Origin of the sequence: Algibacter pectinivorans (assembly GCF_900112595.1) — a bacterium.
Taxonomy (GTDB): Bacteria; Bacteroidota; Bacteroidia; order Flavobacteriales; family Flavobacteriaceae; genus Algibacter_B; species Algibacter_B pectinivorans.
Map to the genome: position 1 here is coordinate 285,375 of NZ_FOMI01000004.1, position 14,751 is coordinate 300,125.

At 34.2% G+C, this 14,751-nt stretch carries 14 protein-coding genes; 7 read left to right on the top strand and 7 right to left on the bottom strand.

The genetic code is table 11. From position 1 onward, the window contains the following. The first annotated feature begins 26 nt into the window (after positions 1–26). On the top strand, positions 27–1,031 hold the full coding sequence (locus BMY96_RS08310; protein WP_092851236.1) for a sugar kinase: 1,005 nt from the start codon (positions 27–29) through the stop codon (positions 1,029–1,031). Positions 1,032–1,140: 109 nt separating this feature from the next. Here the strand turns inward: BMY96_RS08310 and BMY96_RS08315 are convergent, their stop codons facing one another. From BMY96_RS08315 to BMY96_RS08335, 5 genes are all read right to left on the bottom strand, one after another. Further along, positions 1,141–1,983 (bottom strand): TPM domain-containing protein, encoded by an 843-nt coding sequence (locus tag BMY96_RS08315; RefSeq protein ID WP_092851238.1) that lies wholly within the window; start codon positions 1,981–1,983, stop codon positions 1,141–1,143. A gap of 9 nt (positions 1,984–1,992) precedes the next feature. Further along, positions 1,993–2,436, bottom strand: a complete 444-nt coding sequence (locus BMY96_RS08320; RefSeq protein ID WP_092851239.1) for a TPM domain-containing protein — start codon at positions 2,434–2,436, stop codon at positions 1,993–1,995. Positions 2,437–2,441: 5 nt separating this feature from the next. Next, positions 2,442–3,029 (bottom strand): LemA family protein, encoded by a 588-nt coding sequence (locus tag BMY96_RS08325; protein ID WP_092851241.1) that lies wholly within the window; start codon positions 3,027–3,029, stop codon positions 2,442–2,444. Positions 3,030–3,129: 100 nt separating this feature from the next. After that, entirely contained in the window at positions 3,130–3,459 is a 330-nt protein-coding gene (locus BMY96_RS08330; RefSeq protein ID WP_092851243.1) for a MerR family transcriptional regulator, read from the bottom strand. Further along, positions 3,459–4,430 (bottom strand): M23 family metallopeptidase, encoded by a 972-nt coding sequence (locus tag BMY96_RS08335; RefSeq protein WP_092851245.1) that lies wholly within the window; start codon positions 4,428–4,430, stop codon positions 3,459–3,461. Before BMY96_RS08335 ends, BMY96_RS08330 begins: the two co-directional genes overlap by 1 nt. A 223-nt stretch (positions 4,431–4,653) precedes the next feature. Here BMY96_RS08335 and alaS point away from each other — a divergent pair, with 223 nt between their 5' ends. The 3 genes from alaS (at position 4,654) to BMY96_RS08350 (ending at position 9,335) form a co-directional block, all read left to right on the top strand. Next, on the top strand, positions 4,654–7,269 hold the full coding sequence (gene alaS, locus BMY96_RS08340) for an alanine--tRNA ligase (RefSeq protein WP_092851247.1): 2,616 nt from the start codon (positions 4,654–4,656) through the stop codon (positions 7,267–7,269). Positions 7,270–7,294: 25 nt separating this feature from the next. Next, entirely contained in the window at positions 7,295–8,239 is a 945-nt protein-coding gene (locus tag BMY96_RS08345) for a GSCFA domain-containing protein (RefSeq protein ID WP_092851248.1), read from the top strand. A gap of 481 nt (positions 8,240–8,720) precedes the next feature. Next, entirely contained in the window at positions 8,721–9,335 is a 615-nt protein-coding gene (locus BMY96_RS08350) for a DUF4230 domain-containing protein (protein WP_092851250.1), read from the top strand. Here BMY96_RS08350 and BMY96_RS08355 read toward each other — a convergent pair. Continuing rightward, positions 9,330–9,635, bottom strand: a complete 306-nt coding sequence (locus tag BMY96_RS08355) for a rhodanese-like domain-containing protein (RefSeq protein WP_092851251.1) — start codon at positions 9,633–9,635, stop codon at positions 9,330–9,332. The genes BMY96_RS08350 and BMY96_RS08355 overlap by 6 nt on opposite strands. A gap of 111 nt (positions 9,636–9,746) precedes the next feature. Here BMY96_RS08355 and BMY96_RS08360 point away from each other — a divergent pair, with 111 nt between their 5' ends. The 3 genes from BMY96_RS08360 (at position 9,747) to BMY96_RS08370 (ending at position 12,779) form a co-directional block, all read left to right on the top strand. Further along, on the top strand, positions 9,747–10,496 hold the full coding sequence (locus BMY96_RS08360) for an enoyl-CoA hydratase/isomerase family protein (protein WP_092851253.1): 750 nt from the start codon (positions 9,747–9,749) through the stop codon (positions 10,494–10,496). Positions 10,497–10,681: 185 nt separating this feature from the next. Continuing rightward, entirely contained in the window at positions 10,682–11,224 is a 543-nt protein-coding gene (locus tag BMY96_RS08365; protein WP_092851254.1) for a hypothetical protein, read from the top strand. Positions 11,225–11,318: 94 nt separating this feature from the next. Further along, positions 11,319–12,779, top strand: coding sequence for a potassium/proton antiporter (locus BMY96_RS08370; RefSeq protein ID WP_092851255.1), 1,461 nt, complete (start codon positions 11,319–11,321; stop codon positions 12,777–12,779). Between the two features lie 43 nt (positions 12,780–12,822). Here BMY96_RS08370 and BMY96_RS08375 read toward each other — a convergent pair whose 3' ends face one another. Continuing rightward, positions 12,823–14,580 carry an aromatic amino acid hydroxylase gene (locus BMY96_RS08375; protein WP_092851257.1) on the bottom strand — a complete coding sequence of 586 codons (1,758 nt, stop codon included), beginning with the start codon at positions 14,578–14,580 and terminating at the stop codon, positions 12,823–12,825. Positions 14,581–14,751 lie beyond the last annotated feature (171 nt).

Consider the following 14,751-nt stretch of genomic DNA (forward strand, 5'->3'; position numbering starts at 1 on the left):
CCTATTTTAGTTTAAAATAGAATACTATGAGTCAGATTATTACATTTGGTGAAGTGCTTATGCGTATATCGCCACGCGGAAATAGAAAATTTATTCAGTCTAACACCGTAGAATTTTATTTTGGAGGTACAGAACTTAATGTAGGACTTTCTATTGCTCATTTTGGTGAAAGCGTAAAACATATTACTTGTATTTCTAATGATTTTATAGGCAATACCGCCTTGGCTTACCTTAATAAATTCGATTTAGATACCACGGCTATTGTACGTTCAAATAGGCCTTTAGGGGTTTATTTCTTAGAGGTTGGAGCCGTTATGCGTCCTAGTCAAATTTCATATAACAGGTCGCATTCTGCTTTTTCCGAAATTAAACCAAGTATGGTAGATTGGGAAACATCGTTAGCAAATGGCAGCTGGTTTCATTGGACGGGTATTACACCTGCATTAACCCAAGGCAGTTTCGATACTTTAAAAGAAGGCTTAAAACTGGCTAGAAAAAAAGGGATGCAAGTATCGGCAGACCCAACATATAGAAGTGGCTTATGGAAATATGGTGTAGAACCTAAAGAGGCTTTAACCGAATTACTGCATTGCTCTACTATTTTTATAGGAGGTATTAATGAAATGAATGAGGTTTTAGGTACCGATTTTGGCTATAGTAACGATGAGTTTATTGAAGCTAGTAAGTTACTTATTGAAAAATTCCCAACTATAGTTAAAGTGTTCGATAAAATTAGAACATCCATAAATTCTTCATGGCATAAAATTAGAGCAAGAATGTGGAATGGTAAAAAATTCTACGAAACTCAAGATTTCGATATTACACATATTGTAGACCGAATTGGAACAGGCGATGCCTTTGCAGCAGGTTTAATTTATGGTTTGCAACACTTTAAGGATACCAAATCTATGGAGTTCGCAAGTGCAGCCTGTGCTTTAAAACACACGTATGTAGGCGATGTTAATTACGCCACTATCGATGAGGTAATGCGTATTGTTGAAGGTAATGTGTCCGGACGTTTTAATAGATAATAAACGCAGTATTTAAGCAAAAAAGAGTTAGGTTTTTTTGAGTTTCACACCATTTGTACAGTGCACTGAAACTGAAACAGAAACTGAGACTGAGACTGCAAACTAAACCTTACCAACCTCCAGAAGCACCGCCGCCGCCAAAGCCGCCACCACCGAAACCGCCACCAAAGCCGCCGCCGCCAAAACCACCACCGCCAGAACTTCCGCCCCAACCGCTAGATCCGCTTCGGTAACTACCACGGCCCATATTACTTAAAATTATGGCTTCTAAAATATCGCTTCCTGTCGATCTACGACCGCCATTGCGTCCGCCTCCACCGCGTCTGTTTTTCGATATGGATATTAGAATAATAATAAAAATAAAGATGAGGATAAAGATAATGCCAATAGGAAATTCGCCTTCGCTAGATTGACGCGTACCTGTGTATTCGCCATTTAGTACTTCAAAAATGGCATCGGCACCTCGGTTTAAGCCGCCAGGGTAGTCATTCTGTCTAAAATAAGGAATAATGTCTCGTTCTATAATTCGCTTAGACATGGCATCGGTTAATAAATGCTCTACGCCATAACCTGTGCTAATGGCTATTTTTCTATCGTTTCTAGCTAGTAAAATTAATACGCCATTGTCTTTCTCCTTACTACCGCCAATTTCCCATTTCTGACCCCATTTAGCACCTAAGTAACTAATGTTTTCACCGTTGGTGGAATTTATAATAGCCACAACAATTTGTGTTGAGGTAGTATCGGAGTATTTTATAAGTTTTTGTTCTAAGCTTGATTTTTCTGAAGCACTTAATAAATTAATATAATCGTATACACTAGTTTGAAACTTGGGTGTTTCAGGAATTTCGAATTGAGCATGAGCAACATTCAAAACAAAGCATAACATTAAAAAACTAATAATGCTTTTTGTTTTTAAAAATGCTGGTAAACTGAATATTGAAAACTGCATACTAGCTATTTATCCTTTAGAAATTTCGTTTGTTAACTCGTTAGTGTCAGTATCAGAATAAGGAAAATACCTTTTAAGTTCTTCGCCAGATTTTAAAATGCCTTCAATTAACCCTTTTTTAAAATCACCTTGTTTAAAATGCATCTGCATCACATTTTTAGTGCTATCCCAAAACGTGCTTTCCACTTTATCGTTTATACCTTTATCGCCATAAATGGCAAAGGCTTTATCATCAATAGCTACATAAATTAACACGCCATTTTGAAGTTTTGTGTTATCCATTTTTAAGGTGTGAAATAAATCTAAAGCACGAGTGGTAATGCCGTCGCCTTTGCAGGTTTGTTCGATGTGCACGCGTATTTCTCCCGAAGTATTTAGTTCGGCAACTCGAATAGCTTCAACAATCTCTTGCTCTTCGCTAGTGCTTAAGAAATCTTCAACGTTATTTGGCATATGGTTTAGTTAAAATCGAAATTAACATCTGGTGCTTTTTCACTTCCAGCTTCAGATTCAAAATAAGCTTTCTTTTCAAAGCCCATAAGGCCCGCAAAGATGTTATTAGGAAATGATCTTATTACTTTATTGTATGGTTTTACCGTTTCGTTAAATCGATCTCTAGCCACATTAATGCGGTTTTCTGTGCCTTCTAATTGGCTTTGTAATTCTAAAAAGTTTTGGTTTGCTTTTAATTCTGGGTAACGCTCTACAGTTACTAATAAACTTTTTAGTGCGCCAGATAAACCACCTTGTACTTCATTAAACTTCGCTAATTGTTCAGGTGTTATATTAGATGGGTCAATATTTATCGATGTAGCTTTTGCTCGTGCGTTTATTACAGCTTCAAGTGTTCCTTTTTCGTAATCGGCTGCTCCTTTAACAGTGCTAACTAAATTGTCAATTAAATCAGCACGTCTTTGGTATGAACTTTCGACTTTACCCCAGGCTTCTGATACGTTTTCATCTAGTCCAACCATAGAGTTGTAGCTTTTGATACCCAATAGAGCTAAGGCTAAGATAATTACAATTGGTACAATCCATTTTTTCATAATAATAGTTTTAATAAATGTTAGTTGTATTTGTTAGACTCAAAAAGAACAAAAAGTTACTTGTTTTAAGCGTTTTTTTTATTTTTATAACTCAAGCATTTTAAAGATGCTCCTTAATCTTGGTAAGTTGGCTTTTAATATCCTCTAGTTTACTAATAATCTCGAAGTTATTAAGGGCTTGTTTTTTTTCTTCTTTTAGATGGGTTTTTGCACCTTCTAAAGTAAAACCACGTTCCTTTACTAGATGATAGATAAATTTTAAGTTTTTTATATCTTCTGGCGTGAATTTACGATTGCCTTTGGCATTTTTTTTAGGTTTAAGTACATCAAATTCGCCTTCCCAGAAACGAATAAGCGATGTGTTAACCCCGAAAGCTTTCGCGACCTCTCCAATAGCATAATAGCGTTTTTCTGGTAAATCTATATACATTAATCTAGCGATTGGTTTTCTAGAGAAGCATGCTCCAATAGTTTGTTAAATTCTTCGGCGGTTAAACTACCATAGTAAAAGTTTATTGGGTTAATACGGTCGCCGTCTTTAAAAATCTCATAATGTAAGTGAGGTGCTTCAGAGCGTCCTGTGCTTCCAACAAAGCCTATTAAATCGCCACGTTTTACCTTTTGGTTTTTTCTAACATTGTATTTATATAAATGCGCGTACAAACTAGTGTAGCCATAACCGTGGTCTATTCTTATATGTTTTCCGTAACCCGATGAGTTACTGTCTGCACGTTCCACAACACCATCGCCACTGGCATAAACAGGTGTGCCTCTTGGCGCAGTAAAATCCATACCCCAGTGCATTTTTCTAACTTTAGTAAAAGGGTCAGAACGCATACCGTAACCAGAAGCCATACGTGTTAAATCTTCATTACTTACAGGTTGTATGGCAGGAATTGCAGCTAGAAGTTTTTCTTTTTCTTCGGCAAGTATTGCTATTTCATCAAGCGATTTAGATTGTACTACAATTTGTTTTTGTAAAATATCTAAACGCTTATTACTTTCTATAATTAATTTGGAATTATCAAAACCTTCTAAACTCTTGTAACGATTTATACCACCAAAACCTGCTTTTCGTTGTTCGTCGGGTATTGGATTAGCTTCAAAATAGACGCGGTAAATATTATTATCTCTATCGGCAACATTGGCTAAAACGGCCTCGGCATGTTCCATTTTTTTGTTCAGCAATTCAAACTGTAATTGCGTGTTTTGTAATTCTCTTTTTAAAGCACGTTCTTTTGGCGATTCTACATACTGACTCGCAATAAAAACAAATATAAATGCAAAAAAAGCGGCCGCTAAAATAAAGAGCGTCGCATACTTAAAAGTAGTCCGTTTTTTGCGCTCTATTTTGCGGTATGAGAGTGATTCTTTATCGTAGTAATATTTTACCTTACTCATGTCTTAAATTATACTATTTTTGCAACTAAATTTTATGCAACAAAAGCTGTTGTTTAAAGTATGTTAACGAACAAACCTACGAAATTATTATCAAAATAGTTGTGATGATAATTTAAAAGTAGATTAAGTATCTCCTTAATTTTAAATATTTTTGGAGAGTAAATATAGAAAATTGTTTTTATTAAAAGTAAATTAATAAAAACACGATGCATAATAACGATACATGAAGTCACAAGAAGTTAGATCAAAGTTTTTAAGTTTTTTTGAAGAAAAGAAACATGGCATAGTGCCATCGGCGCCAATGGTTTTAAAGGACGACCCTACATTAATGTTTGTTAATGCAGGCATGGTACCTTTTAAAGAGTATTTTTTAGGTAATGGAAAACCTAAAAATAACCGTCTTGCAGATTCTCAAAAATGTTTAAGGGTTTCTGGTAAACACAACGATTTGGAGGAAGTAGGTTACGATACGTATCACCATACTTTATTTGAAATGTTAGGAAACTGGAGTTTTGGCGATTACTTTAAAAAAGAAGCTATTGCTTGGGCTTGGGAGCTGTTAACAGAGGTTTTTGGTATTGATAAGGATATTTTATACGTAACCGTTTTTGAAGGTAGTGATGATTCCGATAACTTAAAAATGGATACCGAAGCTTATGATATTTGGAAACAATACATATCTGAAGACCGTATTTTAAAAGGTAATAAGAAGGATAATTTCTGGGAAATGGGCGATCAAGGACCATGCGGACCTTGTAGTGAGATTCATGTAGATATTCGTTCGGCTGAAGAAAAGGCTAAAGTTTCTGGTAAAGATTTAGTTAACGAAGATCATCCTCAAGTTGTCGAGATTTGGAACTTAGTATTTATGCAATACAACCGAAAAGCCAACGGTGTTCTAGAAGCTTTACCAAATAAGCACATCGATACAGGTATGGGCTTCGAGCGTTTATGTATGGTTTTACAAGGTGTACAATCTAACTACGATACCGATGTATTTACACCACTAATTCGCGAAATTGAAACCATTACTAGTAAAACCTACGGAAAAAACGAAGAAGTAGATATCGCTATTCGTGTTATTTCGGACCATGTTCGTGCCGTAGCATTTTCAATAGCCGATGGGCAACTACCAAGTAATACTGGTGCTGGTTACGTTATTAGACGAATTTTACGTCGTGCCGTACGTTACGGATTTACGTTTTTAGATAAAAAAGAACCATTTTTATACAGATTGGTCGATGTTTTAAGTACCCAAATGGGTAAGGCATTCCCAGAAATTAAGGCACAAAAGCAATTAATAGAGAATGTTATTAAAGAGGAAGAACAATCGTTTTTAAGAACCCTAGATCAAGGTTTGGTTTTGTTAAATCGTATTGTAGATGAAACAAAAGGCGATACCGTATCTGGTGAAAAAGCTTTCGAATTATACGATACCTATGGGTTTCCTATAGATTTATCGGCTTTAATTCTTTCTGAAAAAGGCTTGAAGCTCGATGAAAAAGGATTTAACGAGCACTTACAAAAACAAAAAGAACGTTCTCGTGCGGCAAGCGAAATGTCTACCGACGATTGGACCATTCTTGTTGAAGACGCCGAAGAAGAATTTATTGGCTATGACAGTTTACAGGCCAACGTAAAACTTACTAGATACAGAAAGGTAACCTCTAAAAAAGATGGCGATATGTATCAGTTGGTTTTTAATTTAACACCGTTTTATCCTGAAGGAGGTGGGCAAGTTGGCGATAAAGGTTATTTAGAAGATGCACACGGCGATGTCGTTTACATTTTAGATACTAAAAAAGAGAATAATGTAATCATTCATTTTACTAAAAACCTTCCAAGTCATGTTAATGAAACTTTTAAGGCTGTTGTAGATGCTAAACAACGTTACAAAACAGAATGTAATCATACAGCTACGCACTTGCTACATCAAGCATTACGCGAAGTTTTAGGAAATCACGTAGAACAAAAGGGGAGCGCAGTGCACTCAAAATATTTGCGTTTCGATTTTTCTCATTTCTCAAAATTAACAACTGAGGAATTACAAGAAGTCGAGAATTTTGTAAACCGACGTATTGAAGGTAAACTACCGCTACAAGAAAAACGCAATATTCCTATAGATGAAGCCATTGCCGAAGGCGCTATGAGTTTGTTTGGGGAAAAGTATGGCGATACTGTACGTGCTATTCGTTTTGGTAAATCGATAGAGCTTTGTGGAGGAACACACGTAAAAAACACAGCAGATATTTGGCATTTTAAAATAGTATCTGAAGGTGCTGTAGCATCCGGAATTAGAAGAATTGAAGCTATTACCAACGATGCTGTAAAAGATTTTTATTTTGAAAACAACAAAGCGTATTTCGAAATGAAAGACTTACTTAACAATGCTAAAGAGCCTGTTAAGGCACTTCAAAACCTTCAAGACGAAAATACAAGTCTTAAAAAGCAAATAGAAGGTTTACTAAAGGATAAAGCTAAAAACATAAAAAGCGAACTTAAAGGAGAATTGGAAGCTATTAATGGTATTCAATTTTTGGCTAAAAAACTAGATTTAGATGCAGGAGGATTAAAAGATGTGGCTTTCGATTTAGGTAGCCAGTTTGATGATTTATTTTTATTATTCGCAACAGAGCAGAACGGAAAAGCATTACTATCTTGTTACATTTCTAAAGAATTAGTGGCAAGTAAGGGTTTAAATGCGGGACAAGTAGTTAGAGAATTAGGTAGATATATCCAAGGTGGCGGTGGCGGACAACCATTTTTTGCTACAGCTGGTGGAAAAAATCCTTCTGGTATTGATGAAGCTTTAAGCAATGCTAAGAAATACTTGGTTTAAACGGGTTGCGCTATAAAAAACCAAGATGAAATTTCAAACCAATATACCGTTAGAATCACAGTCGGAAAATCAAATAGACTACCATTCTAATGTGCTGTTGTTTGGTTCCTGTTTTTCAGAAAATATTGGCGAGAAACTAAGCTATTTTAAATTTAAAAATACTCAAAACCCGTTAGGTATATTATTTCATCCTAAAGCTATTGAAACCTTAATTTCTAAAGCTGTTAATGGTTATGTATATACACAAGACGATGTGTTTTATCATAACGAGCAATGGCATTGTTTTGATGCGCATTCAAAATTAAGTCACCCATCAAAAGCACATTTGTTAAATCAATTAAATGTTCAAATTAATGTTACGGCTTTAAATTTAAAAAAAGCATCGCATATTGTTATTACACTAGGTACAGCTTGGGTGTATACCAATATTGAAACAAAACAAATTGTAGCCAATTGCCATAAAATACCGCAAAAGCAATTTAAAAAGGAATTGTTATCGGTTGCAAAAATAGAAGCGAGCTTAAAAAACACTCTTAGCTTAATAAAAAGTGTTAACCCTTCGGTTTCGGTACTATTTACGGTTTCTCCAATACGCCATATTAAGGATGGGTTTGTGGAAAACACACAAAGTAAAGCGCATTTAATAGCGGCTATTCATCAAGTTTTAAAGGGGCAATCTTATTATTTTCCTTCTTTTGAAATTATGATGGACGAACTTCGCGACTATCGTTTTTACAAGGCAGATATGATTCACCCAAGCCCATTAGCGGTAACATACATCTGGGAAAAATTTAAGACGGTTTGGATTTCGGAGGCTTCATTTAAAACCATGGAAGCGGTTAATGTTATTCAAAAAGGACGCGAGCATAAGCCTTTTAATGAAGCATCAGAAGCACATCAAAAATTTCTTAAAAATTTACAGCAAAAAACAAAGGCACTTCAAATCTTGCATAAGCACATTCAGTTTTAAAGCAGTACAATTAATTCTATATTTAAATAGATGTTAGTTTGATGTCTTTGTATGACGTCGTGTGTTTAAAATTCTTACCTAACGCTGTTTTGTTTTTGGGGGTTGATAATCAGCTTGTTGCGATTAGCTTTTTTTTGTACACTTAGTCGAGAATTTAATTAAGCTCTAGAAAATAATTGTAAATTCATAATGCTATTAATCAATTCATATTAAAAAGCACTAATATTTTAATCAGTTACATGATTGAGTTTTGGTGTTTTTTTTTGCTTCATTGTTTTCTGGGTAATGCTGGTATATTAATAATTCGTTAACCTTTAGGTAATATAAAAGCTACTATTGTGCTGTATATTTGCAGTGTTAGTTTAGTTTAGTAAAAATGCATTGGTTTAGACTTCTTATGTCGAAGGAAACTGATGTTTTTTTTTGCCCAAAAATTAACTTTTCTCCACATATAGTATTGAAATTATTTCTAAATTAGTACATGCGAAAAATTCTATTTGGTGTTATTATAACTTTATTTGTACTCTATACTTTTAAATATTGTGGAGATAGGGAAGAGGATAAAATAGTGCTTCAAGAAAGTTCGGTGCTTATCCAAGAGCAAATACAAAATGTAGGTAAGCTTATTGTTACCGAAGGGCACTTTAGCGAAGTTTTTAATTATAAAAGCTCAAAAGATATTTTTGGTGATTTATTTTCGGTTGAAAAGAAAGCCTTAATTGTTGTAAATGCCGATGTAACCATTGCTTACGATTTAAGTAAAATTGAATATGAACTTAATGAAGCTGAAAAAACTCTTACTATTTTAAGTATCCCAAAGGAAGAAGTGAAAATTCATCCAGATTTAGAGTATTATGATGTACAGGCAGATTACTTAAATCCATTTGAAGCCAAGGATTATAACGATATTAAAAATACGGTAAATGTGATGCTAACAAAAAAGATTGAAGCTTCAGATTTAAAAGCAAATGCTAAAAACAGATTAATTAGCGAACTATCAAAATTTTATATCCTAACCAATTCTTTAGGGTGGACATTAAAATACAACACACAGCCTGTTCAATCTGCAAAAGATTTACAAAGTATTAAGCTATAGTTTGTTTCTTAAGCTTGTCCAGCCACCACCATTTATAGCCTCAATACCATTACTGTTTAAAATAGAAGCCGCACTACCAGATCGCATACCACTCACGCAGCAGGTTATTACGGGTTTGTTTAATTTCTTTATTTCAGCAATTTTAGCATTTATAGTTTGTAAAGGAATGTTTTTAGATCCTGGTATGGCTCCTTTGCTATATTCATTAACCGTTCTTACGTCAATAACAACAGCACCTCTTGTTTTAAAATCGTTAATCATATTATTTTTATTACCAAATAGAAAATTGAATAAGCCCATAGTTTATTTTTTATGCAAAGTACTTTATTTATTTTTAAAGTTTAAGTAACATGAGTTGCATAACGATACATTAAAAATTTATGTATATTCAGCTTTTAAAATTTTAAATATATGGAAGCTTACGTTTCGCTTACTATTACTAATAATGTGGGGTATATAGAGTTTTATCATCCTAATAGAAACTCTATGCCTAGCGATGTGTTATTAAAATTAGAGCAAACTATTACAGATGCCGGTAGTAACGACAGTATAAAAGTTATTGTTTTAAAAAGTGGCGGTAACAGAACCTTTTGTGCAGGTGCTAGTTTTAACGAGGTTATAGCTATTGATAACGAAGTTAGCGGAAAACAATTTTTCTTAGGTTTTGCAAACGTTATAAACGCTATGCGTAAATGCCCAAAATTAATTATTGGGCGTGTACAAGGAAAAACTGTTGGTGGTGGTGTTGGTTTAGCTGCAGCAACCGATTATTGTTTAGCTTCAAAATTTGCTTCTATTCGATTAAGCGAATTAAGTATTGGTATAGGGCCATTTGTAATAGAGCCGGCAGTGTCTAGAAAAATTGGAGTAAACGCTATGTCGCAAATGACTATTGATACAGAAACATTTTTTTCGGTTCAATTTGCTAAAGAAAAAGGTTTGTATGCTGAAGTATTTGAGACTGCCGAAGAATTAGATATAGCTGTTTCAGATTTAGCCGAAAAATTAGCGAGTTACAACCCTGAAGCAATTACTGAAATGAAAAAAGTGTTTTGGAAAGGCACCGAAAATTGGGACGCATTACTTGCCGAACGTGCAGAAATGAGTGGAAAATTGGTGTTAAGTAAGTTTACTAAAAAGACCTTGAAAAGGTTTAGGTAAATTGTATTGAGATTCACTTTTCTTAGGGGTTTTGCCCTATTTTTCCTATGAAAAATAATTATCTTTACCGGATTACAGAAGTGTAATATTTATGTTATCCTGATTTGTTTATGGGGTAGTATTTGTATTAGTTTCGTTTTAAATTATGTAGTTTTAACCATATTTTACATTTCGCCGAAAATTAAATGAATAAGGCATATTACGCTGAGAAAGGATTATTTGCTGGAATCACTTCGGTTGTTTGTGCGTTTTATTTTTTTGCTCCCACTCTTTTTACTTTAAAAAGTTCGCTAATTGAAATTAATGGAGAAATAAGTGAATTAAATATTTATTATACCCGTGTGGAGAGTTATAGAGGTTCAAATAGTATTAAATCAGAACTACAATTTGCACTGAATTCGTCTCAAAGTAGATATGTCCTTATGAAAAATATAGGGCAAAGTGGAATAAATGAAAGATTTGAGAATTTAGAAATTCAATTAAGACAATCAGGAAGTGCTAGTGTTTGGATAAAACAAAGCCAAAAAGATGAATATAAACCGACCGTTTTTCAAATAGCCGATAAGAATAGAAGTGTAATTTATGGTTTTGAAGAATCGAAATCCCATTCAAGATTCGGATTTTTGATTTCTTTTGCCTTAGGAATTTTTGGAATAGGATTATGGGTGAGACATAAATACTTTAAAAATCCTGATATGAGGAAGTCCAAAAGAATTGGCTTTTTTTAACTTTAAAAATATTCCGAATGGATTTTAAGAGTTTTATTAATTTTTACAAAAAAATATAAATGCCTTTAATTAATAGAAGTAAGAAACTTAAACAATGAACTTAACAATAGAAAACATATTATTGGTTGGCTCCTTATTACTTCTTGTAAGTATTATAGCGGGTAAGACTACCTATAAATTTGGTGTGCCAACCTTACTGCTTTTCTTGTTTATAGGCATGTTGGCAGGGTCAGATGGTATTGGTGGTATTCGGTTTGATAACCCGCAACTTGCGCAATTTATTGGTATTGTATCTCTTAATTTTATTTTGTTTTCGGGAGGATTGGATACCAACTGGAAAGATGTTAAACCCATTTTAAAAGAAGGTGTAGTGCTATCCACATTAGGCGTGCTGTTAACTGCGGTTTCTCTAGGGGTTTTTGTTTACTACGTTACAGACTTTACTATTTACGAGAGTTTATTGTTAGGGTCTATCGTGTCTTCAACAGATGCTGCTGCTGTATTTTCAATTTTACGCTCAAAAAGTATTGCTTTAAAAACGAATCTTAGACCAACTTTAGAGTTAGAAAGTGGGAGTAACGACCCTATGGCTTATGTGCTTACCCTTGCATTTTTAACATTAGTAATACACCAAGACCAAAGTTTTATTTCCATAATTCCACTGTTTTTACAACAAATGATTTTGGGAGGTGTTGCAGGTATTGCCTTTGGTGTATCTAGTAAATATATTATAAATAAAATTAAACTTGATTTTGAAGGGCTTTATCCTGTGTTAGTTATAACATTAATGTTTATAACCTTTTCGGCTACCGATTTTGTGGGTGGTAATGGGTTTCTAGCCATATACATTTGTGCGGTTTACTTAGGTAACCAAGATTTAATACATAAAAAAACCATTTTAAAAATGTTTGATGGTTTGGCGTGGCTTATGCAAATTGTTCTATTCCTTACTTTAGGGCTGCTTGTTTTTCCATCACAAATTATTCCGTATATGGGTATAGGTTTACTTATTTCGGTGTTTTTAATTTTAGTTGCAAGACCACTAGGTGTATTTATTAGCCTTATGTTTTTTAAAATGAAGCTTAAACGCCGATTTTATATCTCGTGGGTTGGCTTGCGTGGTGCGGTTCCAATTGTGTTTGCAACCTATCCGTTATTGGCTGGAATAGATAAAGCAAATATGATTTTTAATATCGTTTTCTTTATTTCGGTAACATCCATATTAATTCAAGGCACCACGCTATCCGTCGTTGCGAAATGGCTAAATGTCGCATTACCAGAACAAGCAAAACGGTTAACGGCTACAGATTTACTTATGTCTGAAAGTCCTAAAGCTGAAATGAAAGAAATTTTAATTTCTTCGGGTAGTTTGGCGGTAGATAAAAAAATTGTGGAGTTAGGCTTTCCTAAAAATGCAATAATAGCCATGATTATAAGAGATAATAATTATATGACACCTAACGGAGCGACAGTAATTAAGGCTGAAGATACCTTAATAGTGCTTGCAGATAAGCCTAATGTTTTCCATGATGTGTATAAAGCTCTAGAAAAGTAGAAAGCATTTATACGGCTAAAACCACATGTAAATTAAAACGCTATTAACTTAATTGTTTTTGATTAACAATTTCTAATCCATCATCAATTAAGTGTCCTAATTCCGGTTTGTTTTGTTTAACGGTTTCCAGATGCTTCAATATTTTGTGGCATAATTCGGTTTCGCTGCCAAGGTATGCTAACTCATATAATTCAACGGCCAGTAACCAATCATTAGGGTGGTTTTCAATAAGTTGTTCTAAAACTTTAGTTCTAGAAATGGTAGTGTTGGTACCTTCTCTGTAATCTCTAACTTGTTGGTACAAGGTTTCCAAAGCTAACTGAGTTTTTGTTTTTTTAATATGAATGGTGTTCGAGCTTGTTTTATGTGTAATTAAATCGAAACTAATTAAATCGGCAGGTCCCGAAAAGGCCGATACAATAGCTTTACCCACAGCCATGTCATAAATGCCCCATTCGGGTTTAAAAAGAATGGTGTCGTTATATGAAACAGTACAGTTTTTAAAACTAATAAGTATAATTTTGCCCTGTAAATTTCGTTTTCCGGTTATAATTTCTCCCGAAACTTGTATACCGCCTTCAAACTCTAAGGTAACCACCTTTTCTTCATAAATATTGTAAGCTGCCAAATCTCGAGGACTCATATCTTCAATGGCTAAATTAATACCTTTTAGTTTGCCTATAGGCGAGCCAAATCCTTTGTTGTGTGTGCTAATACCATGTCCTACTAATTCTTTTTCGCGATAAGCTAGAGCTGTTGGTCCTGTGGTTTGTATGTAACTCGGTTGGCCTTCGTGTTGGATTACTTGAGTAAAAACACCCGAAATTTGTATGCCTGTGCTCAACTCAATAGTGCCTAACGCATTCGAGTTAATTAGTTTTTGCACACCTTGTAATCCGCCTTTACGCAAAGCCATGGTGTTTGCAAATTCTTCTAGAATTAAACTTAAATGTGCAAAATTTGGTGTTACATAAAGTTGAGGTTGTGGCTTAGTTATATCAAAATCTTTATATGTAGCATTAATGTTGTAGGGCAGTTTTTTAACAGCATCCGTCATGCACCAAGCACTTTCTCCTATGGACGATAATAATCCAGCACCATAAATTTTGGGATTTTCAAGACTACCTATTAAACCATATTCCACGGTCCACCAATGTAGGTTTCTAATTAACGCCATTTCACTAGGTTCCCCCATGTTGTTTTGCAAATGGTCAACTTTTTTTTCCGCGGAAGCGATATCCTTTTCCGAGGAATTAGGAGCTTCTTTTATAATGGATAGGTGTCTTACAGCCTCGTAAAGTTCGTAATCTTTAGCCGATGAAATAGCTTTACAACCAATTTCGCCAAAACGCCTTAGGTATTCGGCATATTCTGGGTTTGCAATAATAGGGGCGTGTCCTGCACCTTCATGAATAATATCGGGTGCCGGTGTATATTCAATATGTTCTAATTGCCTAATGTCGCTTGCAATTACTAAAACATTATAAGCTTGAAATTCCATGAATGCATTTGGAGGTATAAAACCATCAACCGCAACAGCGGCCCAACCAATATCTTTTAAAATACGGTTCATGCCATACATATTTGGAATATGATTAATAGAAATCCCTGTTTGTTTTAAACCATCTAAATAAGATTTATGTGCCACTTTACTTAAAAAATCGACATTTTTACGCATCACGTATCTCCAAACCGCTTGATTAATAGCTGAATAATCCTCGTAGTTTTGAGGTTTAATAAACTGTTTTAAGTGTTTTGGTAATTTTTTTAGTATTTCGTTCGATTCAAATAAATCCGACATTGTTAAGTTTTATGTGTGAAATCACTATAAAAATACGAATAATTCATTAATAATTATGATTCTTAGGTTTTCTTTCAATGAGTTGTGGTTGTAATGGATTAATTACTGAGACTATAGGACATAAAAAAAGCAACCCTAATCGAGTTGCTTTTTTAAATACGTTTTTGGAAT